The organism is Paraburkholderia sp. (assembly GCF_028283785.1).
Classification (GTDB): domain Bacteria; phylum Pseudomonadota; class Gammaproteobacteria; order Burkholderiales; family Burkholderiaceae; genus Paraburkholderia.
This window is the reverse complement of record NZ_JAPWKB010000005.1, coordinates 714,808-740,276: the sequence shown is the minus strand read 5'-3', so window position 1 is coordinate 740,276 and position 25,469 is coordinate 714,808. Positions and strand designations below refer to the sequence as shown.

26 protein-coding genes are annotated in these 25,469 nt (G+C 60.8%); 10 read left to right on the top strand and 16 right to left on the bottom strand.

Annotated elements, in window-relative coordinates:
- Window positions 1–27: 27 nt before the first annotated feature.
- The 3 genes from PW947_RS07345 to PW947_RS07335 all read right to left on the bottom strand — a co-directional run bounded on the left by PW947_RS07345 (window position 28) and on the right by PW947_RS07335 (window position 3,276).
- A complete protein-coding gene (locus tag PW947_RS07345) occupies window positions 28–1,011 on the bottom strand; it encodes a hydroxymethylglutaryl-CoA lyase (protein ID WP_299630458.1) in 984 nt (327 codons plus the stop codon).
- Complete coding sequence (locus tag PW947_RS07340; protein WP_299630456.1) at window positions 1,008–2,201, bottom strand: CaiB/BaiF CoA-transferase family protein; 1,194 nt, start codon at window positions 2,199–2,201, stop codon at window positions 1,008–1,010. The genes PW947_RS07345 and PW947_RS07340 overlap by 4 nt, the downstream gene beginning before the upstream one ends.
- A gap of 127 nt (window positions 2,202–2,328) precedes the next feature.
- Window positions 2,329–3,276 (bottom strand): LysR family transcriptional regulator, encoded by a 948-nt coding sequence (locus PW947_RS07335; protein WP_299630455.1) that lies wholly within the window; start codon window positions 3,274–3,276, stop codon window positions 2,329–2,331.
- A 102-nt stretch (window positions 3,277–3,378) separates the two neighbouring features.
- Here PW947_RS07335 and PW947_RS07330 point away from each other — a divergent pair, with 102 nt between their 5' ends.
- Window positions 3,379–4,134, top strand: a complete 756-nt coding sequence (locus PW947_RS07330) for an SDR family oxidoreductase (RefSeq protein WP_299630454.1) — start codon at window positions 3,379–3,381, stop codon at window positions 4,132–4,134.
- Between the two features lie 636 nt (window positions 4,135–4,770).
- Here the strand turns inward: PW947_RS07330 and PW947_RS07325 are convergent.
- The 5 genes from PW947_RS07325 to PW947_RS07305 all read right to left on the bottom strand — a co-directional run bounded on the left by PW947_RS07325 (window position 4,771) and on the right by PW947_RS07305 (window position 7,769).
- Entirely contained in the window at window positions 4,771–4,962 is a 192-nt protein-coding gene (locus PW947_RS07325; RefSeq protein ID WP_299630453.1) for a hypothetical protein, read from the bottom strand.
- A gap of 297 nt (window positions 4,963–5,259) precedes the next feature.
- Window positions 5,260–5,652 carry a PaaI family thioesterase gene (locus tag PW947_RS07320; RefSeq protein ID WP_299630451.1) on the bottom strand — a complete coding sequence of 131 codons (393 nt, stop codon included), beginning with the start codon at window positions 5,650–5,652 and terminating at the stop codon, window positions 5,260–5,262.
- A gap of 285 nt (window positions 5,653–5,937) precedes the next feature.
- On the bottom strand, window positions 5,938–6,459 hold the full coding sequence (locus PW947_RS07315; protein WP_299630450.1) for a hypothetical protein: 522 nt from the start codon (window positions 6,457–6,459) through the stop codon (window positions 5,938–5,940).
- A gap of 148 nt (window positions 6,460–6,607) precedes the next feature.
- Window positions 6,608–7,087 carry a nuclear transport factor 2 family protein gene (locus PW947_RS07310; RefSeq protein ID WP_299630449.1) on the bottom strand — a complete coding sequence of 160 codons (480 nt, stop codon included), beginning with the start codon at window positions 7,085–7,087 and terminating at the stop codon, window positions 6,608–6,610.
- Between the two features lie 10 nt (window positions 7,088–7,097).
- A complete protein-coding gene (locus tag PW947_RS07305) occupies window positions 7,098–7,769 on the bottom strand; it encodes a TetR/AcrR family transcriptional regulator (RefSeq protein ID WP_299630448.1) in 672 nt (223 codons plus the stop codon).
- Window positions 7,770–7,919: 150 nt separating this feature from the next.
- Here PW947_RS07305 and PW947_RS07300 point away from each other — a divergent pair, with 150 nt between their 5' ends.
- Window positions 7,920–8,570 (top strand): YceI family protein, encoded by a 651-nt coding sequence (locus tag PW947_RS07300; protein WP_299630447.1) that lies wholly within the window; start codon window positions 7,920–7,922, stop codon window positions 8,568–8,570.
- 84 nt (window positions 8,571–8,654) lie between these two features.
- Here the strand turns inward: PW947_RS07300 and tdh are convergent, their stop codons facing one another.
- Window positions 8,655–9,683 (bottom strand): L-threonine 3-dehydrogenase, encoded by a 1,029-nt coding sequence (gene tdh, locus PW947_RS07295; RefSeq protein WP_299630445.1) that lies wholly within the window; start codon window positions 9,681–9,683, stop codon window positions 8,655–8,657.
- Between the two features lie 12 nt (window positions 9,684–9,695).
- A complete protein-coding gene (locus tag PW947_RS07290; protein WP_299630444.1) occupies window positions 9,696–10,895 on the bottom strand; it encodes a glycine C-acetyltransferase in 1,200 nt (399 codons plus the stop codon).
- A 138-nt stretch (window positions 10,896–11,033) separates the two neighbouring features.
- Between PW947_RS07290 and PW947_RS07285 the strand changes: the two genes are divergently transcribed.
- From PW947_RS07285 to PW947_RS07275, 3 genes are all read left to right on the top strand, one after another.
- Complete coding sequence (locus tag PW947_RS07285) at window positions 11,034–11,660, top strand: XRE family transcriptional regulator (RefSeq protein WP_299630443.1); 627 nt, start codon at window positions 11,034–11,036, stop codon at window positions 11,658–11,660.
- A gap of 93 nt (window positions 11,661–11,753) precedes the next feature.
- Window positions 11,754–12,167: a DUF2471 family protein gene (locus PW947_RS07280; RefSeq protein WP_299630442.1), complete on the top strand. Its 414-nt coding sequence runs from the start codon at window positions 11,754–11,756 to the stop codon at window positions 12,165–12,167.
- Window positions 12,168–12,203: 36 nt separating this feature from the next.
- Entirely contained in the window at window positions 12,204–13,217 is a 1,014-nt protein-coding gene (locus tag PW947_RS07275) for a site-specific integrase (RefSeq protein WP_299630440.1), read from the top strand.
- A gap of 118 nt (window positions 13,218–13,335) precedes the next feature.
- Here PW947_RS07275 and PW947_RS07270 read toward each other — a convergent pair whose 3' ends face one another.
- Complete coding sequence (locus tag PW947_RS07270) at window positions 13,336–14,541, bottom strand: DNA-binding protein (protein WP_299630438.1); 1,206 nt, start codon at window positions 14,539–14,541, stop codon at window positions 13,336–13,338.
- 2,076 nt (window positions 14,542–16,617) lie between these two features.
- On the opposite strand from PW947_RS07270, the gene PW947_RS07265 reads away from it, so the two are divergent.
- A complete protein-coding gene (locus tag PW947_RS07265; protein WP_299630436.1) occupies window positions 16,618–17,973 on the top strand; it encodes a replication initiation protein in 1,356 nt (451 codons plus the stop codon).
- Window positions 17,974–18,023: 50 nt separating this feature from the next.
- Here the strand turns inward: PW947_RS07265 and PW947_RS07260 are convergent, their stop codons facing one another.
- The 3 genes from PW947_RS07260 to PW947_RS07250 all read right to left on the bottom strand — a co-directional run bounded on the left by PW947_RS07260 (window position 18,024) and on the right by PW947_RS07250 (window position 20,405).
- Window positions 18,024–19,085: a ParB/RepB/Spo0J family partition protein gene (locus PW947_RS07260; protein ID WP_299630434.1), complete on the bottom strand. Its 1,062-nt coding sequence runs from the start codon at window positions 19,083–19,085 to the stop codon at window positions 18,024–18,026.
- A 28-nt stretch (window positions 19,086–19,113) separates the two neighbouring features.
- Window positions 19,114–19,776 carry a ParA family partition ATPase gene (gene parA, locus PW947_RS07255; RefSeq protein ID WP_299630433.1) on the bottom strand — a complete coding sequence of 221 codons (663 nt, stop codon included), beginning with the start codon at window positions 19,774–19,776 and terminating at the stop codon, window positions 19,114–19,116.
- Window positions 19,777–20,060: 284 nt separating this feature from the next.
- Window positions 20,061–20,405, bottom strand: a complete 345-nt coding sequence (locus PW947_RS07250; RefSeq protein WP_299630432.1) for a hypothetical protein — start codon at window positions 20,403–20,405, stop codon at window positions 20,061–20,063.
- 598 nt (window positions 20,406–21,003) lie between these two features.
- Between PW947_RS07250 and arsC the strand changes: the two genes are divergently transcribed.
- Window positions 21,004–21,360 (top strand): arsenate reductase (glutaredoxin), encoded by a 357-nt coding sequence (gene arsC, locus PW947_RS07245; RefSeq protein ID WP_299630431.1) that lies wholly within the window; start codon window positions 21,004–21,006, stop codon window positions 21,358–21,360.
- Window positions 21,361–21,433: 73 nt separating this feature from the next.
- Here arsC and PW947_RS07240 read toward each other — a convergent pair whose 3' ends face one another.
- Window positions 21,434–22,420 carry a sulfonate ABC transporter substrate-binding protein gene (locus tag PW947_RS07240; protein ID WP_299630430.1) on the bottom strand — a complete coding sequence of 329 codons (987 nt, stop codon included), beginning with the start codon at window positions 22,418–22,420 and terminating at the stop codon, window positions 21,434–21,436.
- Between the two features lie 244 nt (window positions 22,421–22,664).
- On the opposite strand from PW947_RS07240, the gene PW947_RS07235 reads away from it, so the two are divergent.
- From PW947_RS07235 to PW947_RS07225, 3 genes are all read left to right on the top strand, one after another.
- Window positions 22,665–24,041 carry a gluconate:H+ symporter gene (locus PW947_RS07235; RefSeq protein WP_299630429.1) on the top strand — a complete coding sequence of 459 codons (1,377 nt, stop codon included), beginning with the start codon at window positions 22,665–22,667 and terminating at the stop codon, window positions 24,039–24,041.
- A gap of 128 nt (window positions 24,042–24,169) precedes the next feature.
- A complete protein-coding gene (locus PW947_RS07230; protein WP_299630428.1) occupies window positions 24,170–24,457 on the top strand; it encodes a DUF1272 domain-containing protein in 288 nt (95 codons plus the stop codon).
- Window positions 24,458–24,728: 271 nt separating this feature from the next.
- Window positions 24,729–24,860 carry a hypothetical protein gene (locus PW947_RS07225; RefSeq protein WP_299630427.1) on the top strand — a complete coding sequence of 44 codons (132 nt, stop codon included), beginning with the start codon at window positions 24,729–24,731 and terminating at the stop codon, window positions 24,858–24,860.
- 141 nt (window positions 24,861–25,001) lie between these two features.
- Here PW947_RS07225 and PW947_RS07220 read toward each other — a convergent pair whose 3' ends face one another.
- Complete coding sequence (locus PW947_RS07220; protein ID WP_299630426.1) at window positions 25,002–25,247, bottom strand: hypothetical protein; 246 nt, start codon at window positions 25,245–25,247, stop codon at window positions 25,002–25,004.
- Between the last annotated feature and the right edge of the window lie 222 nt (window positions 25,248–25,469).

Sequence of the window (25,469 nt, the reverse complement as noted above, 5' to 3'; positions counted from 1 at the left end):
TAGACGCGATTCAGCACGCCTTGGGCATCACAGCGCGCGCACGTACCCGGGCACCGGATGCAGGTCGGCATTGCGCCCGGCCTTGGCGATCTGGCTCGGCAGTTCGTGACCGAGCAACGCGGGCAAGGTGCGCGACAGCGCGATCAGGCGCGCCAGATCAATGCCGGTCGGAATGCCCATTTCGTCGCACAGGTTGACGAGGTCTTCGGTGCAGATGTTGCCCGATGCGCCCGGCGCGAACGGGCAGCCGCCCAGTCCGCCGAGCGCGGCATCGAAGCGTCGCGCGCCTGCTTCGTAAGCGGCCAGCACGTTGGCGAGACCGAGGCCGCGCGTGTTGTGGAAGTGCAGCGTCAACGCGTTCGACGGCAGCCGCTCCAGCGTGCGCCTGACGAGCCGTGCGACCTGTCGCGGGTTCGCCATGCCGGTCGTGTCGGCGAGCGTGATGCCCTGAATTCCCGTTTCGAGATACGCATCGACGATCGCGATCACGCGGTCTTCTTCGATCGCGCCTTCGAACGGACAGCCGAACGCAGTCGCCACCGATGCATTCAACGTGACGGATTTTGCTACCGCGCCGTCGTGCGTCGAATCCCCGGCGTGCACGTGACGCACGATGTCGCCGAACGCCGCGAGCGACGCCTCGCAACTCATCCGCATATTTGCGCGGTTGTGGGTCTGACTGGCCGACATCACGAGATTCAACTCGTCGGCGCGCGACGCGAGCGCGCGTTCCGCGCCCTTCAGATTCGGCACGAGCGCGACGTAAATCACGCCCGGATCGCGCGCGATCTGCTGGAACACGGCTTCGCCGTCGCGCAGTGCGGGAATCGCTTTCGGCGACACGAACGAACCCGCTTCGATACGCGAAAAACCGAACGTCGACAGCTGATCGATCAGCGCGATCTTGTCGGCGGTTTCGACCCAGGTCGGTTCGATCTGCAAGCCGTCGCGCGGCGAGACTTCCTGAACGAGCAATGCGTCGTACGGCTGGGTTTGATCGAATACGCTCATTGCACGGCTCCTTCGCGGCGCAGCCGCGCGATATCGTCGGCGGCGAAACCGAGTTCGGTCAGCACGCTCGCCGTATGCGCGCCCAGTTCCGGTCCTTGCCACATCACTTGACCCGGCGTGTCCGACAGCTTCGGCACGATGCCCGGCATCTTCACCGACTTTCCGCCCGGCAAATCCGCGTTCAGCAACATGTCGCGCGCCTGGTAATGCGGATCGCCGACGATATCGGCAACCGAATAGATGCGTCCCGCAGGTACTTCCGCACGTTCGAGCGCGGCGAGCACGTCGTCGGTGGAATGATGCGAGGTCCACGCGGCAATCGCCGCGTCGAGCATCGCGCTTTGCGCGGCGCGGCCGTCGTTGCGGGCCAGCGCGGGATCGTCGGCGAGATCCGCGCGGCCGATCACCTGCATCAGGCGACGGAAGATCGGGTCGCTATTGCCCGCAATCACGACGTAGCCGTGATCCTCGGTCGGATAGGTGTTCGACGGCGCGATGCCCGGCAATGCGCCGCCGCTGCGTTCGCGCACGTGGCCGAGCAGGTCGTATTCGGGGACGAGGCTTTCCATCAGGTTGAAGACGCTTTCGACCAGCGACACGTCCACCACCTGACCGTCGCCTTGTCCGGTCTTGACGCGCAGCAGCGACATCAACGCGCCGATCACGCCGTGCAACGACGCAAGCGAATCGCCGAGGCTGACGCCGACGCGCGCCGGGGCGCCGTCCACTTCGCCGGTCGTGTAGCGAATCCCGCCCATCGCTTCGCCGATCGCGCCGAAGCCGGGCCGGTCGCGATACGGGCCGGACTGGCCGTAACCGGAGATGCGCACCATCGTCAGTTTGGGATTGATCGCGTGGAGGACGTCCCAGCCGATGCCGAGCTTTTCGAGCGCGCCGGGACGCAGATTTTCGATGACGACGTCGGCGTCGGCGGCGAGTTTCTTCACGATCTCCACGCCTTCCGGCGACTTCAGATTGATGCAGATCGACTTCTTGTTGCGCGATTGCAGATACCACCAGAGCGACGTGCCCTCGTGCAATTTGCGCCATTTGCGCAGCGGGTCGCCGGTTTCGGGCGCTTCGATCTTGATTACGTCGGCGCCGAACTCGGCCATCAGCCGCGCGGCGAACGGCGCGGCGATCAACGTGCCGATCTCGATCACGCGAATGCCCTGAAGAGGTCCACTCATGGTGCTGTCTCCATCTCTGTTTCGTATTGGAGACAGCTTATGAGGCGGGTCGGGGCAGCGTCCAACCGCAATTCGCCAACGGGCGTTCGCGTTTGACGAACGCTCGCCGGACGTCGGGTCTCGCGCTTTACGGCGTCGGCGAGACCGGCGATTCCGCGGCTTCAGCGGCTTCGGCCAGCCGCAAATGATCGTACAGAAGCCGGCTGACGGGCGACAACGCGTCGACGTCGCGCACCACGAGGATCAGGTCGCGCTGCGCCCAGTCGTCGCCGAGCGTGGCGGCCGTCAGTCCGAGCGGACGGCCCATCAACTGATAGACCTTGCGCGGCACCACGCCGACGCCCATCCCCGCCTGCACCATCCGGCAGACAGCGTCGAAACCGGGCACGTGGATGCGCAGGCGCAGCGAACGTCCGGCCTCGCGCGCGGCCAGGTGAATGCGCATGTTGATCGTGCTGGCCGCGTGCAAGCCGACGTGATCGCTATCGAGCGTGTCGGCGAACATCACATGCTCGCGCACGGCCAGCGGATCGTCGTCGCGCATCACGACGACGAGCGCGTCGCGACGGTAATGCGCGACGTGCAGATCGCGGGTGTCGGTATCGCCGGAGCAGATGCCGATGTCCGCGAGACTGTCGGCAATCGCCTCGACGACGCCGCCGCTCGGACGCTCTTCGAGATCGAGCTTCACGCGTTCGTTGTCGTGCTGGAACGCGCGCAAATCTTCGGGCAGAAATTCGACGATCGCGGACAGGTTCGCCATCATCCGCACGTAGCCGCGCACGCCGCTCGCGTGCCCGGCCAGTTCGATGCCGATGCTTTCGATATCGCGCAACACGCGCCGCGCGTGATGCAGCAACGTTTCACCGGCAGGCGTCAGCGTCATGCCGCGTGCGGTGCGCTGAAACAGCGTCGCGCCGACCGCCTGTTCGAGTTCGAGCAGCCGCTTGCTCGCCGCCGACACGGCAATCGCTTCGCGCTCGGCGGCGCGTGTCAGCGTGCCTTCCTCGTGAACCGCGAGGAACAGATGCAGCGTCGTCAGATCGAGTCGTCGCAGCAGGTTTTTCAGAACCATCGTGGACCGCCGGATGCCGGGTGGGCGAAGTCGGGAACGGCTATTTTTGCACGTCGTGCGAAAATGCCCGCCTCTTTCACACCCTTTCACGAGCTCATCGCCATGACCACGTCTACCACTCGCGTCATCGTTACCGGCCATTCGCGCGGCGTCGGCGCAGCGCTCGCCGAACAGTTCCTGTCGCAAGGCATCGCGGTGCTCGGACTCGGCCGCACCCGCAATCCCGCGCTCGCCGAACGTTTCGCCGACACGTTGACAGAGACCGAACTCGATCTCGCCGACACCGCCAGCCTCGCGCAATGGATCGCCACCGATGCGCTGAGCCGCTTCGTCGGCGGCGCGGCGACGGTCGTGCTGTTCAACAATGCGGGCATCGTGCAACCAGTCGGTCCGCTCGAGATCCAGGACGCGGTTGCGATCGCAAGCGCGGTCGCGCTCAACGTCGCTGCGCCGCTGATGCTGGCCAGCGCCGTAACACAAGCCGCCGTCGATGCTACCGACCGCCGCATCGTGCATATTTCGAGCGGCGCGGCCCGCAACGCAATGGCCGGCTGGAGCATCTATTGCGCGACCAAGGCCGCGCTCGATCATCACGCGCGTGCCGTGGCGCTCGACGCCAATCGCGCGTTGCGCATCTGCAGCCTCGCGCCGGGCGTCATCGATACGGGCATGCAGGCGGAAATTCGCGGCAGCGGCATCGACGCGTTTCCGATGCGCGAACGCTTCGAGCAACTTAAGCAGAACGGTCAGCTCGCGACTGCGGAACAGACCGCCGCGAACCTGATTGCGTATGCGATGAGCGACGCATTCGGCGACACGCCCGTTGCCGATATTCGGGAAGTCGTACCGGCGAAGTGATATCCGACACGTCGCGCGGCCGCCGTTCGACGCGTCGTCGCGCTTCCGAACCGCTCCCGAAAATCCTCACCTTTGAGACTTCGGGCGCGGCGCAATCCGGTCTTTTGGACATCGCTGGAAACCGCATCAGGACGTCGATCCGGCCAAATCAGCGGTAAAACACCCTGAAGGTGATGCGGTCTCTCACCAATCCAGCACCCGTCCGCACTCTCCTGAAAACCCTCACCTTTGATCGCGTGGGTCTGCGCGTGTGTTCACGGGCGTCGGTTATGCGCCTACGACATTCCATCTAAATCATTGATTTATATGGAACATATCCGCTTCAAATGAGCGGCGCAGTGGAACGGCACTGCTTCGGTGCGTGGACGTCGTGGTTGCGCATCACCGGTCCTGGCTCCCGAAAAACCTCACCTTTGGACGCGCAAAGCGGCGTGAATCGCCCACACGGCGGGCGGATTGCATCGACCCACCCGCCAACACCGATCTGGATGCTCCCGAATATCCTCACCTTACCCGGCGACGGGACGCACTTCTGGTGCAGTCCGGCAGCCGGTCGGTCGAAGTCGGTCGACAATAAAAAACGCCCGCGCAAGGCGGGCGTTTTGACAAGCGGCGAACAACCGGATCAGCGGTCGATCAGCCTTGAGCCGTGTTGTGCGGGACGACCACGTCGCCGCGCGGGCCACCGCCGGGGCCACCACCACCGCCACCACCGGGACCGCCGCCACCGCCACCACCGCCACCCCAACCCGGCGGCGGACCCCACCAGCATCCGCTCAACGTAGCACTCAGCGCGGCAAACACTGCCAGCATCGCGATCTTCTTCATGCATCCTCCTTCTCAGGTTTTGCAAACGGGCCATCGCCCGTTCGTTAGCGGCACCTTAGCAAGGGCTGACGATCGACGTTTAACTGGCTGGTTACAAAGACGACAAAAGTCGTAGCGGGCCGGATCGCGTTCGATGTACGCGAAGCCTTATCAGACGGGGATTACGGAGAATATGAGCGGCGCCGCGGCGTGCGCAAACCACACAAAGTGAAATGCACAGTAAGCGGTGGTAAGCGCTTTGCAAGCCAGAAACGGTCGACGGCGTCGCTCCCGCAAAAGCTCACCGTCGATGCGATATCAACGCGATCTGGCGTATTTGAAGGTGCCTTGCGCGCTGGCGATCAGCAACCGGCCGTCGATCCACGCTTCCCCCCGACAGAAGAACACCGACTTGCCCTGACGCTCGATAAAGCCTTTCGCGACCACCGTATCGCCGATCCCGCGATCCAGATAATTGACGGTCAGCGACAGCGTGAAGCCATGAATTTTTTCGTCCGACTCGCTGAACAGACCCGCGTAGCCGCATGCGGCATCGAGCAAGGTCGCGACGACGCCACCTTGCAGGATGCGCTGACGGTTCATATGCGATGGTTTGATCGGCAACGCGACTTCGGCGTAGCCCGCGCGCCATTCGGTCAGCGACGCGCCGAGGTCTTCGAGAAAGGGATTGTCGAGTTCGAGATTTGCCACGGAATCGGCTCCTTGGATGCGCATCGTCGGTAAAGGGATCGCAGGAAGGATACAAGTTGCGTGGCGACTGCGCAGTCTCCTGGAAACGCTCACCGCCCGCTGAGGTGAGTGCGTCTCCTGGAACGGCTCACCTTGCGAGCCCACGCAGAGTTCTCCTGGAACAACTCACCTTTGACGTAAACGGTGTCGTCTCCTGGATCACCTCACCTTCGAACCGGCGAGCGTGATCTCCTGGAATTCCTCACCATCCTGGGAAGGCTCACCTTGGACGGTCGGTGCGTGCGGCTAGAACTTGTACTTCACCTGAAAACCAATGGTGAACGGGAGATCGTCGGAAGGAATGGGCGGGATCACGATCAGGTTTGCACCGACGCGTTTGTATTCGAACATCACGATCGGCGCGGCAACGGGACCGATTGTGTGATTCTTGCCGAGTCCCCAGTTGCCGTAGTTGTAGCCCGAGATAATCCCGGCGATGGCCGCGATACGGATCACGCCGAAATGCGCGAATTCCGGTGCCCACACGCCACCGCCGTAGTACGACGGACGGTCGAGCGAATTGCGAAAGCCGCCGACTGTCAGCGCCCATTGCCCGTTGATCCAGCATTCGACACCGAGGCCCGGATTGAACTGGTTGAAGTGCTTATCGGCGTCGGCGTTGATGTGATACGACGCGAGCATCGCATCGCCCCAGACGCCGCCGTCGCACCATCCGGCCTGCGCAACCGGTGCGATGCTCATGCCGGCAACCAGCACTGCGCCGGCCGTCAACGCGCGCCGGATCGTCTTGTTCTGTTGTAAAGCCATGTCCGCTCCGTCACCGGTCGAGCGCCGGTGTAATGAATGACGATTGAATAGGCAGTGCCGCCCGTCGGGCACTGTACCTCAAGCGGCATCGTCATTGTGGAGCGCGTATCCGGGCTTTTGCGTGACACGGCGCGCGCGTGTTGTGCGCTTACAACCCCAGATCGGACAAGCCGGGATGATCGTCCGGACGACGACCCAACGGCCAGTGATACAACCGGTCAGATTCGTGGATCGGCAAGTCGTTGATGCTCGCGTGACGACGCGCCATCAGACCGTTTTCGTCGAACTCCCAGTTCTCGTTGCCATAGGAACGGAACCAGTGTCCCGAATCGTCGTGCCATTCATACGCAAAACGGACGGCGATGCGATTGTCGGTGAACGCCCAGAGTTCCTTGATCAGGCGGTAGTCGAGTTCGCGTGCCCACTTGCGCTGCAACAGACCGACGATCGCGTCGCGGCCCGTGACGAATTCCGCACGGTTGCGCCACACGCTTTGCGGCGTGTACGCGAGCGATACGCGCGCGGGATCGCGCGTGTTCCAGCCGTCTTCGGCGCCGCGCACTTTCTGGATCGCGGTTTCGCGCGTGAACGGCGGCAACGGCGGACGGGTTTCGACTGCATCGGTCATGGCAAGACTCCTAGGTTCGGCTTCGGGTGACGGCGCGGCGGGGTTTCACATGGCCCGCGTCTGGCGCGTGCGCCGGATGAGTGGACAGCAGCTGCTCGGCGGCATGGCGCGCGTCGTCGGCGGCATGCGCGTCGCCGCTGACCAGCGCAACGCCGATCGCGCCGTCGATCAGGATCAACCATTGCCGTGCAAGCCGTTCGGTGCGCGCCGGATTAACGCGCGTGGCTCCGCTCGTCGCGGCAAATTCCTTGCATTGCTCGAGCACGAACGCGAGCAACCGTTCCTTGTGATAACGCGCCACCGCGCGAACGGGATCGTTCGGATCGGCAATTTCACCGGACGCATTGAGAAATGCGCAGCCGTGAAAGTCGGCGGATTCGAACCATTCGCGCAGCGTGTCGAACATCGCCAGCAGACGCGTACGAGGTGTCTTGCCACGCGTGTGCGTGCCGTCGATAAACCAGTTCATCCAGCGTTCGTCGCGTCGTTCGAGCGCGGCTGCGATCAGCGCGTCTTTCGAACCGAAGTGCGTATAAAAGCTCTTGCGTGCCGTACCCGATTCGCGAACGATCGCATCGACGCCCGTTGCGTGAATCCCGCCTGCGTAGATCAGCGCCTCGGCTGCGTCGAGCAGACGTTCGCGCGCGCCGGCCGGCGACGACGTGTCAGTGGAGGAAGTCATCCGCCGATGGTAGAACGATCATTCTCCTCCGTCAAATTTATTTTCCAGGTGCATTGGCGCGCGCTCAAACGCGAACGTGCCGCCCGACGAAGCGGTTGTTCGTCCGGCACATGCGGTATCGTCTCGTCAATCGCGTTTATGGAGCCGTACATGAGGACAATTGCACTACATCGACGCGTCGCGCGCGCGGCGTGTTTGACGCTCGTGTTGACGGCGGCCGCGTGCACGCCGTTGCGCGTGGTCACGCATTCCGTCAACGCGAATGAAGCGCGCGTGCCGGCCGCGCGTTACACGCTCGATCCGCATCACTGGAGCATCGTGTTCGATGTCGATCATCTGAAGTATTCGCGCTTCACGATGCGCTTCGATCGCGCGACCGCACAACTCGGCTGGCAAGCGGGCGGCATGGAGAACAGCACGGTCACCGTCGCGATCGATGCCGCGAGCGTCGATACCAATGTGCCGATTCTCGACAAGCTGGTCAAAGGCGCGGACATGTTCGACGTCGAGCGCCATCCGCAAATGCGGTTTGTGAGTACCGGTTTTCAACGCACTGGCAACGCACGCGGCACGCTCACCGGCAATCTGACGATTCGCGACGTGACGCGGCCGGTCACGCTTGACGTGACCTTCAACGGTTTCGCACCCGATCCGTTGACGAAGCAGGACACCTTGGGCTTTTCCGCCGAAGGCACGTTTAGTCGCGCGAAATTTGGATTGTCGACGTGGTTTCCAGCGGTCGGCGACGACGTTCACGTCCGGATTCAAGCCGAATTCGTCAAGCCGCGCGCGGCCCAGTAATGTTCGCGATCGGCCAATAAAAAAGGCGAAGCATGCGCTTCGCCTTTTATTCCGACATCCTGATCAATTCGGATACGACCTGAATCAGACGGTCCAATCGAGAATCACCTTTCCGCTTTCGCCGGAAAGCATGGTTGCAAACGCAGCTTGATAATCGTCGACCTTGAAGTGGTGCGTGAGTATCGGCGACAAGTCCAACCCGCTTTGCAGCATGGCGACCATCTTGTACCAGGTCTCGAACATCTCGCGACCGTAAATCCCCTTGATTTCAAGGCCTTTGAAGATCACCTGAGTCCAGTCGATGGCGGTTTGCGACGGTGGAATACCGAGCAATGCAATCTTTCCGCCGTGATTCATCGCTTCGAGCATGCCGGTGAATGCGCTCGGTACGCCTGACATTTCAAGGCCCACATCGAAGCCTTCCGTCATGTGCAGATCGGCCATCACGTCGCGCAACGATTCGCGCGAGACGTTGACCGCCCGCGTCGCGCCCATCTTGCGCGCGAGTTCGAGGCGATAGTCGTTGACGTCGGTGATCACGACATTGCGCGCACCGACGTGTTTCGCGATCGCCACGGCCATGATGCCGATCGGTCCCGCGCCGGTAATCAACACGTCTTCGCCGACGAGGTTGAACGACAGCGCCGTATGCGTCGCGTTGCCGAACGGATCGAAAATCGCGGCGAGATCGTCGGAAATCTCGGGCGGAATCTTGAATGCGTTGAACGCGGGAATGACCAGATATTCGGCGAACGCGCCTTCGCGATTCACACCGACGCCGACGGTATTGCGGCACAAATGACGACGTCCCGCACGACAGTTGCGACAAAATCCGCAGGTGATGTGTCCTTCGCCGGACACGCGGTCGCCGATCGCAAAGCCACGCACTTCCTGGCCCATTTCGACGATCTCGCCGACGTATTCATGGCCGACATGCATCGGCACGGGAATGGTCTTTTGCGCCCAGTCGTCCCATTTCCAGATGTGGATATCGGTGCCGCAAATCGCGGTGCGCGTGATGCGGATCATCACGTCGTTATGGCCGACTTCCGGCTTCGGTACATCGGTCAGCGTGAGGCCGGGTGCACGTTCGAGTTTTGCCAATGCTTTCATCTGCGTCTCCGTTCAGATCACGCCAAGTGTTCGGCCGACGCGCGCAAACGCATCGACCGCGCGATCGATCTGCTCCGCGGTGTGCGCGGCGCTCATTTGCGTGCGAATACGCGCGCGGCCTTTAGGCACGACAGGGAACGAAAAACCGATCACGTAGACGCCTTCCGCAAGCAACGCGTCGGCCATTTTCGATGCAAGTTGCGCGTCGCCGAGCATCACCGGAATGATCGGATGCTCACCCGGAACCAGCGTGAAACCGAGCGCGCTCATCGCGTCGCGAAAGCGTGCGCCATTCTCGCGGACGCGAGTGCGCAATTGCGCGCCTTCGTCACTGGCGAGGAGTTCGAGCACTTTCAGCGTGGCCGCAGCAATGCTCGGGGCCAGCGTGTTCGAGAACAGATACGGACGCGAGCGCTGGCGCAGCAGCTCGATCACTTCCTTGCGAGCAGCGATATAACCGCCCGATGCGCCGCCGAGCGCCTTGCCGAGCGTGCCCGTCAGAATGTCGATGCGCGACAGCACGCCGCAATGTTCCGGCGTGCCGCGTCCGTGTTCGCCGATAAAACCCACCGCATGCGAATCGTCGACCATCACGAGCGCGCCGTAGCGGTCGGCGAGATCGCAGATGCCCGCGAGATTGGCGATGATGCCGTCCATCGAAAACACGCCGTCCGTGGCGATCAGCTTGAAGCGCGCGCCGGCTGCGTCCGCTTCCTTGAGCCTGGCTTCGAGATCGGCCAGATCGTTGTTCTTGTAGCGAAAACGCTTCGCTTTCGACAGCCGCACGCCGTCGATGATGCTGGCGTGATTCAGCTCGTCGCTGATGATGGCGTCGGCGTCGTCGAGCAAGGTTTCGAACAAACCGCCGTTCGCATCGAAACAGCTTGAATACAGAATGCAGTCTTCCATCTGAAGGAAGTCGGCCAACGCGGTTTCGAGTTGCTTGTGAACTGTCTGCGTGCCGCAGATGAAGCGCACCGACGCCATGCCGAATCCATCGCGATCGAGACCGTCTTTCGCGGCGTCGATCAGACGTCGATCGTCCGCGAGTCCGAGATAGTTGTTCGCGCAAAAGTTGAGCACGTTTGCACCGCTCGACAGTTGCACGCCAGCCGACTGCGGGCTCGCGATCACGCGTTCGGTCTTGTAGAAGCCGTCTGCGCGAATCTGGTCGAGCGTGCCGCGCAGATGAGCGAGGTAGGAATCACGCATGAATCACACTCCAGGTGAGTGACCGGCCCGCATGACGCCTCGCTTGGGGTGCGGCGGCCTGCTATAGTCGGCTGTCAGTTTTATTGAATTTATTCGATTTATCGAACGTTATTTCGATATAACGAACAACTCTAAACGATGGGTCGAGAAATGGCAAGTTCACAAAACCGGCGTGGCGCGGCAAGCGCTGCGTCTATCGTAACGCCGGCAGTGGCGGCGCCGCCGCGCGTGGGCGAGCAGATTCAACGCTTGCGTAGCGAACGCAAGATGACGCTCGACGATCTGTCGCGCGCGGCGGGCGTGTCCAAGTCGATGCTGTCCGAGATCGAACGTGACAAGGCGAACCCGACCATTGCGGTGGCATGGCGACTGACGAATGCGCTCGGCGTCAGTCTCGATTCGTTGTTCGCGCCGCAAAAGGCGCCGGAAGCGATTGCCGTCGCCGGGCCGCACGAAATTCCGACCTTGAGCGGACACGATGCCAAGTATCAGTTGCGCGTGTGGGGGCCGATCGAACTGGCGGGCAAGTTCGAATGGTACGAATTGACCTTGCAGGCGGGTGGCGCGCTGGTCTCCAACGCGCACGAGCCGGGCACGCGTGAACATCTGACGGTGCTGCAAGGATCGATCGAAGTCGAGGCGGCCGGCACGACGAAGCGTCTGAAAGCCGCGGACACCGCACGCTATGTCGCCGACGAGCCGCATGCGATCCGCAATGTGGGCAAAGGCGAAGCGCGGGCGTTACTGGTGGTGATTCACGGCTGAAGCGTCGATGAACGGCACGTAGGCCGAACGGACGAGGTTGCGTCAAACACTGTATGTTTGTACAGTATACGCAGATCAAAACCGGAGCCGAACGTGTACGAACCGACCCTCGACCGGGCGCTTGCCGCGCGGCGTTTCCAAACCGCTGCGCGCGATCTGCAGCAAATTGTCCGCGATATTGCCGGGCGTTATATCTCGCAGCAGGTTCCGCTGACCTGGCGTCTGCTGCACGCAATCGAGGCCGAAGCACTCGCGGATCTCGGCTTTGCCAGCCGCTACGAAGCGTCGATGCTCGGCCTGTTTCAGCGGCCTTCGGCGCTTCCTTATCCGGAAACGGACGAGCTCGTGGATTTCGGCGCGTCGAATGCGCTGCCTGCGGTTTTTTCGTTCGCGGCATCCGCATATGAAGATGCGCAGATTGCTGCTGCGGCCGCTGCGTCGCGCACGGCATCGGACGCTGCTTCGCGTCATCGCGGTGAACGTCGCCTGCGCGCCTGGGGCGGATAGTACAATCGTTAGTCGCAACTAACGGGGAAAATGCCGATGTCCACGTCCAATCCTGCCGGGCCCACTTCGACCGCTGGCGACCTGTTCGATCGCGAACGGGAAGACTGGCGACGCGATCCTCGCATCGCGTTCGACGCCTGGCTCTCGAAACAGAGTTTTCGTCAATCGTCCGCCGATGTCTATCGCGCGCAGTGGGGTCAGTTTCTCGATTGGCTAACCCTGAGAAACAAGCATCTGATCAGCGTCGACATGCCGACGATCGCCGATTTCGTCAGCGGACTGGAGATAAAAAAACCGCAACGGGTCAGATACTTGCGCTTGATCGAGCGGGTGCTCGATCACGTTCGCGAGATTGAACTTGCGTCGACGAATCCCGCGCGTTTTATCGCGCAAGACGGCGAAGCCGCGTGGCGCAACGCTCGCGATAATGAGCCAACCGGCTTTCTGACTAGCGCCGAACGCGCGTTGCTGGTCGCGCATCTGTTCTCGCCCGTGACGAATCTTTCGCCCGGCCAACGTTGGCGCGAACGTCGTGACCGTGCACTGATTGCTGTCTTTTTAGGCGGCGGTTTGAAAACCGGCGAAGCGGCGTCGATCTCGGTTAGTTGCTTGAATCCGGGTTCGGCTTGGGTGACGGTGGAATCGGCGAATCCCGCGTTGACGCGTCGGACCCGACTGTCGCAATTTGCGATTGCGATCATGGATGCATGGCTGGCCGAACGTCGTTTGACCGAACTGGCGGGCAATCTGGTTTTTCCCGCAGCGCCGTCCGGTCGTCCGATGCACAAGGCAACGATGCTTCGCTCAATCGACGCGCTCGTCGATGCAGCCGGTGTCACGAAATTGCGGGAATCTCGCGCCAGTCCGCAAACACTGCGCAACACATTTGCGGCCGAGTTGTTCGAGAACGGTGTCGAACCGGAACAGGTTGGACAGTGGTTGGGATTCGTTCAGCCCGTGTCGTCGAACCGCTTGCATCGGGCGTGGAAAACCTGGAACGATCAGCAGGATCTGACCGAGGAAGAAGATCTCAACGCTGGCATCGCGTAACCCGCACAGCGTTGACGGGCGGCAAACGCGATCAATTCACCCCCCGAAAACACTCACCTTCGTGATCCTGCATCGGCTCACCGCATTCTGTCTGATGATGCGGCAAGCCAAAACGTCTTTACGCTGTTGCAGACGCGGTCTGCGATGACAGGAAACGCGTGACAGCCTCCAGCCGTGATTGCCCGGCGCCCGACGAATGCTCGCATTCCGGACATTGCAATTCAAACTGGTGATCGACCGTCGATAGCTCCGGCTCACCTTCCTCACACTTCGGACACCGCAGCGGCAACGTGACATGGCCGTCGAGCGTCGTCCCGATCGCGGACAACTCGTCCGGTTTCAGGCGGCCAGATCCTGCCAACTCGCACAACAGCGTAGCGATGTCCGGATCGACGCCTTGTTGCTCGCGCAGTTCGACGACTTCCTTGCTCAGCGCGTCGAGTTCATCCGATTGCTCGCGGTTCAGCGCATCCAGACGATCGCCGCGCGCTTTCGCTGCGGCAAGTTGCTGAATAAAGTCGAATTCCTTGCGGCTCGCGTCACGCACGCCCGACTGATAGGTCGCGGCCATACCACGCAACGAATCCAGTTCGACAAGCATCGGCTTCACGCGCCGTTCGGCTTCGGCGACGGCGTCCTTGATCTGCTGCGCATAGTGTTCGGCGCCTTTGCGCATTTCCGTGTGCAAGCCGTCGATCCGGTCGCGCAGCGTCGCATTGGTCGCCTGTTCGGTATCCAAACGCTTGCGCAGCGCCTCGTTGTCGGCCTCGAGTCGACGAACGCTGGCTTGCAAGCCGTCGTGGTGCGCCGAACCGTGAGTCTGGATCGACGCAAGTTCGGTTTCCAGCTGGCGGACTTTTTCCCACGCAGCGTCGGCGCGCGCGTCGCTGCGCCGGATCGCTTCATCCGATGCTTCAAGACGGATCGCGGCTTCGCGTTTTTCTTCGTCGGCTGAGGCGACGAGTCTTTGCATATCCGACCGGTCGTCGTCGAAGGTCGTGCGCGCGTGGTTCAGCGCTTCCTCGAACAACGCACCCAGCAATTCGCCCGCGCGGTCTTCCAGTACTTTGGGAATATTTCCCGCGCCGATTCTTACGCGCGACGCGGTGCGGATCCGTTCCCAAAAATTGTCGATGTCTTTAGGAATGTCGCTCGCGCTACCGGTTTGGGTGAGATCGCGAACCGCAGCCATCGACGGACGAATACCGAGGTCGAAAAACAGGCGCTTGCACGCGTGTTGCGACAGTTCCTGTCGACGCGCGCCGTTTTCGCGCATGACTTCGAGTTCTTGCCGAATGGCGCGGCGTTCATCGTCCAGGTTCATTTTTCCCTCATACGGATCGTAGTTGGGCGAATCATAACAATTTACGTATCAAATACTACGTTTTATCGAAATCAGATGCGACGTGTTCTGGATTGATGCCGCATGGGGTGATTTCGTCGCTCGTAGCTGTTCAAAGCGACAAACGTTCGTGAAACAAAGCGAAGAATGGCACGTAAGTAACTGGTTGCAAAGCAGTTTTTGCTGGTGAGCAAATTTTGGCAGTTGTTTCACGAAGAGAGGTGGAGAGATGGGTGGGGGTGGAGAGCTTTTCTCGGAGAGCTCGCGGGGCGCGTGTAGAGAGTAGTAAAAGTAAACACCTTTGAACCTAGGTTAAAAACGTTAACGCCACCGCTCAGCCTTACCTGGTAAGGGATTCCGGGCGGTCAGGTGAAGGTTTACGGGAGGGGTGGTGAGATTGTGCGGGATGGTGCAGTGATGGGGTTCGGGGGCGTCGGTGAGTGGGTGCAGGACAGAACGTGAGCGGGTTCGGGAGCCGCTGAAAAAGTCCCTCCTGGCAAAGGTGAGGTTTTTCGGGGCTTCGCGTCGCGCTAAGCCCCGAGAACGCGGGATTTGGGGGACAGGCAATGAATCGGAGCGGGTGAGAGGGTTCGGGAAGGGCTTTTGAGGTGGTTTTGGCGGTCGGAGTGATGCTTTTTTGAGCATTGGTGAGCGATCTCGGGACGAAATGACATTCGAAGGTGAGGTTTTTCGGGGCACGAGTGCCGTTTTATCGACGTTTTGGCGATATCGATGGGTTGAGGTGAGGTTTTTCGGGAGCTGAGGTCTGTCTTGAGTGGCGCGCGGTAGCGGGTGCGGCGCGAGGGGTTGGCCCCGAAGTGATGAGGTGAGGGAATTCGGGAGATGCGGTTGCTGACGACGAATTCGGGCTTCGATGGGACATTTGAATGCCTCAGGTGAGCTTTTTCAGGAGCGTATTCGGAAGGTTTTTGGCAGCGTTTTGCGGGGTGAATTGGCGTTGGTTCAGCTTCCAGCTGCCCGGAAACGCCCGTGGTTAGGGCCGCTCCGCCCGAAGACACCAAATGGAACTGCGACTGAAGGTGAGGATATTCGGGAGAGTGCGAAACGCGTGTGAGGGACACTCACCTGACGATCGATCAGACATTAAGGTGAGAGAATTCGGGACATATCTTTTTGCGCACTGCTTGAGATGTGCCTTCCAAGTGGCTGAAACGATTGGATATTCTCATGTTGAATTCGAATGGTGAGGGTTTTCGGGAGGCGTTGGTCGCCCGTTGTGGACAGGATCTCGAGGCGGTTCGAGGGGTAAAGGTGAGGGTTTTCGGGAACGAAAAACGGGCGGATTTCGGGCTGGATTGGCTTGAGCAATGGTCGGACGGGCCTTGGTGGACGTCGAAGGTGAGACTTTTCGGGACCAATAGTGGCTTCAGCGGAACGGCGCGATGCGCCGGATGATCTCGGGTGACCGCGCTCATGTAGTTTGGTGGCGGCTCAGCGATCCCTTGGAACAGCGGCGAACTCGGATTCTGCAGATCGAGTGCCCCCAATGGGCGTGCGTGCGGAGGCGGTGTACCTGCCGGCGGCGGCTCGGCCCTGTTCGTGCCTTGTGGATCGTCATGCAAGAGGCTAGCGGGCTGGCTGTGGCCCTGATCTAGCCGATCCGAGCGTCGAAGGACCCGGCTGCCAGGAAAACGCTGTTGCGCGTAGTCGCCAGATCCCTGGTTTGGGATTGGGGCAATGTAGCAAGCGCCGATCGGCCCTTCGATGTTCCGTACGAGCAAAAATCGACATCGCGGACCACGTCGGGTCCTTTCGTCGATCAAACGTCCTGAAAATCGGAATTTTTAAGGTGAGGGAATTCGGGAGACTTAGCTCCCCGTTAACTGCGCCGTCAAAATCGGGGCATTTTGGGGTGTCCCGCGATGGGCAACGATGCCGCGAACCTGGCGTAAAACATGACGGGTGAGGGTTTTCGGGAGTCAGTGGAGGTGAGCTGGGATTCGTCAGTCGCAATCACCGGCGATGGTGAGATCCACGCTATAGACGCGCTTCACCGCAGCCGGTATCCTTTCGCGAAATCCATCCTCGACCTGACGCATGGCTACTAAACGCGCAAAGAAAACCGATGTGGTGACGCCAAGCACCGCTGAATTGCGCAAAGCCGTCGAGGCGATTGCGATTCAGCCGAAGAGCGGCAAAATCACATTGTTGACCCGGAAATTGTTCAACGTGCTGCTGGCGGTCGCGCAGCAGGCGGATGAATCCGGCGACACCTATAGAGCACTTCTGTCGGACATCGTCGCGAACTCCGCGTTCGATTCGAACGACACGGCCCTCGTCAAAGAACACTTGCGACGCATGGTGTCGGTCCAGGTGGAGTGGAGTACCGGCACGTCGAGCCAGAAACCCGGGCGCAAGTGGGGCATTTCCACGCTGATCGCCGACGCCGAAATTCTCGAAGATCCGACCACTCGCCGCGTTTGGGTGGAGTTTTCGTTCGCGCCGAAGATCAAAAAGAAGTTGCTCGATCCGGTCCAATACGCGCGGTTGAGCCTCCAGTTTCAAAGCCAGCTGCGCAGTAGCGCCGGCCTCGCGCTATACGAAATCTGCGTGCGATACCTGACCAATCCGAGTCATCTGACGATGCGCGAGGCGTGGGAATGGTGGCGCCCGATTCTGTCCGGCACGCCCGACACTGAAGCCGGCGACGAAGCGAAGCGCGAATATAAATATTTCAAGCGCGATTACTTGCGTCCGGCGATCGCCGAAGTGAACGCGGTGACGAATATTTTCGTCGAATTGATCGAGCATCGCGAAGGTCGACGTGTCGCTGAAATCCAGTTTCGCGTCACTGAGCGCAAGCAGCCGATGCTCGCCCTCGACGAGCATCCGAACGTGTTCGACAGCACGCTGGTCGACCGTATGGTCAAGATCGGCATTCCGCTGAAAGAGGCGCAGACGCTCTACGCGGACAGTGAGGAGAATCGCATCCGCGCGGCGCTGCAGATGACCGAGCAACGGATGCGCAGCACGTCGTTGCCGCCGGTCAGAAGCGCGCCGGCGTTGTTCAAGGACGCGCTGAAGAAGGGCTACGCACCGCCGGTCGAAGCGTTGCCTGCCGCACCGGGTGCCGCGCGAGTCGGTGCGCCGGCGGCGCCCGCCGACGATCTGAAAGCGCGGCTTTTGGGCGAGTACTCGGCGTATCGGCGCAAAGAGGCGCGCGCGTTGTATGAGGAACAGGGCGACGCAGAGCGCGATGTGGCGCGTCAATCGTTCGAAGAAGACGAACTGCCGGATCTGGGCGCGCATATGCGCGATGACTGGCGCCGTCGCGGGCTTGATTCGAAGTTGGCCGAAACGGCATTCTTCGACTGGCTGGCCCGGAAGACGTGGGGTGAACCGACTGACGGCGATCTGCTCTCGTTCACGTTGAGCCAGTCGCGCGCAGTCTGAATCGGTTGAAAGTCGGCGCCTGCAATGGGCGCCGACCTGTTTTGGCAACGTTACTTCGGCAAAAGCATCTTTTCGATCTGGCGCAGAATGTCGTCGCGTTTGTCGCGAGACAGTCCTTTCAACCGCAGTTCGATGCGGTCATCGCCGTAAGACTTCAAATCACCAACCGACACCCCTTCTATCTTGATGTCGAGGCGTTGGGCGTAACGCTGACGCCCAACCGGTTTGACGCTTTCCTGCGCGCTTACCCGGCCTTTGACGATATCGGCGACCTGGCGTGTGCTCAAATCGTCGGAGACGATCTTGTTGATCAGCCGTAGCGTGGCGTCGGCGCCGCGCGCCGAATGATAACGGCCCACCTGATACGCCATGTTCGAGCCGAATCGATCGGTGCGAGCGACCATTTCCTGCATCACCGTTTCAGGCAACTTCGCGATGGACATCGCAACGGCGACGGTCGATTCATCGAGGCCAAGGTGCTCGGCCAGTTCCTTCTGGCTCTGGAAATGGCGCTCCTCGAGGAATCGTTTCCAGACGACGGCGTTATCGAAAACCGTCTGCGAATCGCGCTGGACGTTCAGGTCGTAGCCGAGCTTGTAACTCTGAAGACCGATCGGAAGATCGATAACGATCGCCTTGACGGTTTCGTTGTTGGCTTCCTTCAACGCGCGGACACGTCGGCCGCCGTCGCTGACGAAGTAGGTGCCCGGGTTTTCGTAATCGGGAATGACGTGAATCGCCTGCTGCTGGCCTTGCTTCGCGAGGTTCACCGCGAGTTCGGCAATCGACGATTTCAGGTAAAAGTGGCGCGGATTGAACGGGCTTGCCTTAATGGTCTTCAGTGGAAGTTCGATCACCTGCCCGGGACGATATCCATGTTCGATACGCCACGCGCGATATTCAGCGGATTCGTTCGGCAGATCGAGCGCATCGCTTTCCGGTGCCGAGGTTTGCTCCGCCGGCTGACTGGAACGGCCGGTAGGCTCTGCGCGTGCGGGCGCATCTTTAACTAGTCCATCGATGGCATTCAGGCGGTCTAGCGCCGTGCGCTTCTCGCTACTCGTGGTGTCCGGACGCGCCTGGAAGCCTTTGGCAAATTGAGAGGGTTTCATTCAGGGGCCTATCTTTATGCGCATAAATTCATGGGAGCAAGGCTGCGATCTCTTCCGCGCACGCGCGAATTTCGAGACTCGCCAGCTTCGCGCCGCGATCGTTCATCTGCAAAACGGTCTGGCCGAGAGCCATCGCCTGCTTGTACGCTTCGCGCGTGGGAATCTGGGTTTTGAGAAGCGGGAAGCCGAGTTCTTCGAGGGCGCGCTTAAGTTCGCGTGTCAGCATGCGCTTCTCTTCCGTTTTGTTGAGAAGGAATACGGCCCGAAGGTCTTCGTTCATGACCTGTGCTTGCTGAACAAGTTTCACCAGTCCTATGCTCGACCAGTAGTCGGCGGGCGACGAGGACGTCGGAATCACGGCAACGGTTGCGGCGAGTAACACAACACCTGACACCTTCTCGGTGATAGACGGCGGGCAGTCGACGACGATGATGTCATAGTCCCCGACGAACTTCTTGATTTCGCGATGGATCTGGCCGCCAGCCTCGGAGAGATTGACGACAGGAAACGGAATCCCCGAATCTCCGTCCGACGACGCGCTGGCCCAATGTACCAAGGTGTTTTGGCCATCGGCGTCGACAACCAGAACGCGTTTTCCGCGCTCGTGAAAAGCGGCGCCGAGATGCATCGCGATCGTGCTCTTCCCTACCCCGCCCTTCTGTTGCGTTACCGCGATGATTTCTGCAGCCAAGTTTCACCTCCTCTTTTTATCCGCTGCTGGATTTTACCTTGCTGAATTTGAAATTCAATTGAATTGTCTTCTTTGCGTTTAAATTAGACCGTTCGGCTAAGGTTTATGCGCATAAAGGTGCTTGAGTGGTGAGCTGGGCGGGAGCGCAGGGGAAAGGAGATAAGGCGCGTGCGCGCTTATTGAGTCAGATGAGGATGCTGGCGATGAGCTCAATCCATTGAATGCTGACGGTGTGGTTCGCGGCAAGATGTGCGACGCGCTGTAACGTGGACTTGCCCTGCGTGCTATGCCTCGGGATTCGGCGAAGCGATCTCTTTCTTGGAAATCTGGGCTCGCCGAGTCTGGGCACCCGGTTTTTTTGAATTTTGGGACTTGGGGGTGACGGCGTGACCTGCGCTACATTCACTTCGCTGCCAACCGAAGGTGAGGTGGTCTTTATGCGCATAAACTGAGCGCCCCGCCCCGGGCGCGACCGGGCGCTCGAACAGCGGCAACAGCGGCAACAGCGGCAACAGCGGCAACAGCGGCAACAGCGGCAACAGCGGCAACAGCGGCAACAGCGGCAACAGCGGCAACAGCGGCAACAGCGGCAACAGCGGCAACAGCGGCAACAGCGGCAACAGCGGCAACAGCGGATCGCATTGGGACTCAGGCGTTCAAACGATCACAAGTTGATCTGATGCCGATTCGACAGTAGCGCGGCTACGATAGGACGCGGTGCCAGCTCATAAACCGTCCGTGCATTCGGCGTGCTTGCTTAACCGCACGCCTCCCGGCGCCGAGCCTCCGGTTCAATCTCCGCCTGCGACTTCGTTTAACGCTACCGCCGATCAGCACACCGATGCCACCTCGACCTCACACTGAAAACCCGGCAATCAAGAGACTACGTGATCGGGACCAACACAAGCTCCGAGGCACCCATCGGCATCGTCAACAACCCCGACCACACTCGCCCGCCTCATCGTTGACCCACCAAACTTGAGGTTTCGACAGGCGTTGGAACAGATCCTCACACTCCCCCGCGGGCGCCGAGCCCCACACCCGCTAAACCCACCAACACATCCTCTCCCCCACTCCCTTCATCAAAAAAACCATAAAAACCATCACAAAAAACAAAAATATATAAGAAACATCACCCCAGCCCCTCCCCCAATCAAACCGCACACCACATCCACCCTCCCCCGCCGCTACAATCCCCAAAACACCTCCAACCGCACCCACCAAAAAATGATCACCCTCTACCACAACCCCCGCTGCTCGAAATCGCGCGGGGCACTCGACGTCATCGCCTCACACAACAAGGCCAACGAGCCCGTCGAAGTCATCGAATACCTGAAGCATCCGCTGACCGTTACACAACTCGAAGCGTTGAACGCGCTTCTCGGCTGTTCCGTTCGCGAGATGGTGCGCGACACTGAAACCGTCTACGTGGAACTCGGCCTGTCGAATCCGAAACTCACCGACGCCGAAATCTACGAAGCCATCGCCAGTCATCCCATCCTGATGCAGCGACCGATCGTCGTGCGCAACGGACGTGCGGTGATCGGTCGGCCGCCGGAAAACGTCGACGCGCTCTTCGCGTAACGCACAAAGCAACGCATCAACGCGCCCGCGTCGTCAAAGGCGCGCGCGTAAAAACAGCCTCAAAAAAGCACCCTCACCCCTTCGCCACCAGCACCGCATCCTTCGTCACGATCTTCGCGGGGATGATCCGCAGATTCACGAACGCATCCGCGATTCGCTGCTGCTCCGCGAGCACGGTCGCATCGACCGGTTTGTAGATGTGCGCGTAATGTCGCAAGCCCGTCTCGATCACACTCGCGTCCAAACCCTGAATCGGCGCCAGTTGCGCGGCGGCTTCGCTGTAATGCCCGCGAACCCACGCCCCTTCCCTGCCGACCTCGTCGATCACCACAGCCAGCACGTCGCCATATTTTTCCGCGTACGGTCGCGCGCTCAGAAAGAACTGATGATGACTCGCGATACCCTCTGCGTCGGTCAGCAGCCGCGCCTGGGTCTGTCGTTTCGCCGCTTCGAGGAACGGATCCCACACGGCCCACGCATCGATCGATCCGCTTTCAAACGCCGCGCGCGCATCGGCCGGCGGCAAAAATACCGGATGAACGTCGGCGTATTGAACGCCGGCTTTTTCGAGCGCGGCGACCACGAACCAGTGCACATCCGATCCTCGGTTCAGCGCAATCTTCTTGCCCTTCAGATCGGCGACGCTTTTGATCGGCGAATTCTGTGGCACGAGGATGCCTTCGGCGTGCGGCGTCGGAATTTCATAGGCGGTGTAGACGAAATTCGCGCCGGCCGCCTGCGCGATCACCGGCGGTGCTTCGCCGACGTAGCCAAAATCGATCGCGCCGACATTCAGCCCTTCGAGCAATTGCGGACCAGCGGGAAACTCCGTCCACTTAACCGCGATCCCGAGCGGCGCAAGCCGCTTCTCCAGCGTGCCGTGCGCCTTCAGTAGAACCAGCGTGCTGGCGGCTTTCTGATACCCGATCCGCAATTCCTTCGGACGCGAAGTCGGATCGGACGCGGCAAATGCCGGCAGCGACGGCACCGCGAGCGCGGCGAATGAAGCACTCGCGAGCGCGAGGAACGAACGGCGATTCAACGTAAAAGTATCGGACATGGTGGCAGCTATAAAAGAAGATCGGTCGCTAGAGCGGACCGGTTGAATCGAACGATAAGCCGCTGCCACAGTGTCGCGAACCGATAAATTCGCATAAGCAAATCACGCTCGACTACGTTGTTTCGCGAGGCCGCTTGCTCATGTCGCTGCGCCGGAGCCGCCGCCACCGCTACAATCTGCCGCACCCGCGCGCGGGAGACGTGCGCTCGCCACCCGAACAGAACAGAAGGACCGAAACAACATCGTGCATCCAACCACCACACTCATGCCGTGGGCGCCCCACGACACGCAACTGATCCTGTCGTGCGTCCTCGGACTCGTGATCATCATCGTCGCGATCAGTGCGCTGAAACTTGCGCCGTTCCTGTCGATTCTGGTCGGCACGTTCGCCGCCGGGTTCGCTGCCGGATTGCCGCTCGAAGCGGTCGCGGGCGCATTCAGCAAAGGTGCGGGCGCGCTGCTGGGCGACGTCGGCATCATCATCGCGCTCGGCGCGATGCTCGGTGCGCTGATGGCCGAATCCGGCGCGGCCGACCGGCTCGTCTCGACCATCCTCGATCATTCGACGCCTCGCACCTTGCCGTGGATGATGGCGCTGGTCGCGATCATCATCGGCATGCCGCTGTTCTTCGAAGTGGGTCTGGTGATGATGGTGCCGATCATCTTCGTGATGGCGCGCCGCTCGAAACAGCCCATTTTGCGCATCGCGATTCCCGCGCTGGCCGGGATGACGACGCTGCATGCACTGCTGCCGCCGCATCCGGGTCCGCTGATCGCTGTCAGCGCATTGCATGCCGATCTCGGCCTGACGCTCGGACTCGGTTTGCTGGTCGCGATTCCCGCTGTGATTCTCGCCGGGCCGCTGTACGGCATGTGGTTGTCGAAGCGGATGCACGTGGTCGAACCGGAAGAAATGTCGAAGCTGTTTTCGACGCAAGACGACGCCGCCGAGCCGCCCGGCTTTGCCATTTCGTTGATTACGATTCTGCTGCCCGTCGTGTTGATGCTGGGTCGCACGGTCGCGAAACTGGCGCTGAAGCCGGAAACCTTCGCGTTCGACGCGCTCAACTTCCTCGGCGAACCGTTGATCGCACTGGGTTTGACCGTGTTGTTCGCGATCGTCGCGCTGGGCTGGTCGCGCGGGATGGCGCGCGATCGCGTCGGCGGCATTCTGCGCAAGAGCTTGCCGCCGATCGCCGCGCTGCTGCTGACGATCGGCGCGGGCGGCGGCCTGAAGCAGACGCTGGTGATCGCCGGCATCAGCGGCACCATCGGCAAGATCGCCGTCGGTTCGCATCTGCCGTTGATCCTGCTCGCCTGGCTGATCGCCGTCGCGTTGCGTCAGGCGACGGGTTCGGCAACGGTCGCCACCACCACGACCGCCGGTATCGTCGCGCCGGTCGTCGCCGGATTGAGCACGACGCATAACTCGCTGATGGCGCTCGCGATCGGCGCAGGCTCGGTGTTCTTCTGCCACGTCAACGACGCGGGCTTCTGGATGGTCCGCGAATACTTCGGGCTGCAACTGAAGCAGACGGTTTTCGTGTGGTCGATCTTGCAGACCATTGTTTCGGTCGTCGGACTTGGGCTGACGCTGGTGCTGTGGGGCATGCTCACCTGAGCGCCGCAGGTCGCAGCGGCGCGCTGGCACGGATTGATGCCAACCTGGCATCCCGGCGACGCGCCGTCTGATTACACTGGCTCAGCCGACGCGCGCATCCGCGCGCGTCACCCTGCACGGAGCCTGTGATGCTTGAACTGAGACCGTCGTGCGAAGCGTGCAGCAAGCCGCTTCCGCCGAACGCGCCCGACGCGATGATCTGCACGTACGAATGCACTTTTTGCGAGGTTTGCGCGCTGACGCGCTTGCGCAATGTGTGCCCGAATTGCGGCGGCAACTTCCAGTCACGCCCGATCCGCCCGCGAGCGCAACTCGCCAAACATCCCGCCAGTACCACGCCGCACGAGGGCGTCGACGATTCGTCGCACGCATCGTTTTTCGAGCGCTATCGTTCGACGCCGCCCGGCGAACGATAAACCGTACTCACGGCGATTAGCCGTGATTTGCGTAAATCATTATTGCGATTTTCGATATAGATGAAAAATTCGCCGATCGGCGGATATCGGGCAACGCTACTACGTACGTTCGCCCGTAGCGATCGAGGCAAAACTGGTGAGAAAACCATTATTGCGTCGATTGAGATGATGTCTTCCGCACTTCGCTATGTTTGTCAGCACATCGGATCGGTATTCTTCGCCCATCCGATCGACACCGATCGCAGACAAACGCCGAATTGAGGACAACACCATGAAACGCATTCTGACCGCCCTGATCGCTACCGCCGCCCTGTTTGCCGCTGTGTCGGGCGTCGCTCACGCCGCCGACTCGAACAAGTGCTCGGGCCCGGCTTCGTACTGCAACGTGTTTTTCGGTAACTAAGCAAACCGAATCAACAGCAGCGAAAGCATCATGAAAAAGGGCGCCTGAGGCGCCCTTTTTTGCTTTGGACTCCGGCGCAACGACCGGCGTCAAACGCGGTTGCGCGTGCTGAAAATCACGCGAAACCTCGCATCGTTACCGTCACTTCTTGCGCTCGTTCTCGCGACCGCCGCCGTCGAGTCCTGCACCTTTTCGCCAGACCTCCTTGCCACGCGCGGACAGTTCGCCCGAGCCGTGCGACGCGTCGGCTTGCGTACCTTCTTTCGCCATTTCTCCGCCGGGCGGCTCCAGCGAGCGCGGTGTTTCACCCGTGCGCGCGCCGAATCGTTCGTCCTGTGCCTTCCCGGCGTGGTCGGGCGTGCGTCCAGTGGTTTTCGGATCGTTCATCGTCACACCTCCTTCAGTGCAAAACCACGCATTGCGCGGAGCGCTTTCCGTCGTGGCTTTTGAGCGCTATCCAACAGACGATTGCTCACAATCTCGTAATTGCGACAACAGTGTTGATAGACAAGACAAATTTCCCACTTATCCACAAGGTTATTCAGAAAAATTGTGGATAACTTTGGCATCGGGCAAGTTATCCACCGTTCGGCCTCCGCGGCCCATGCA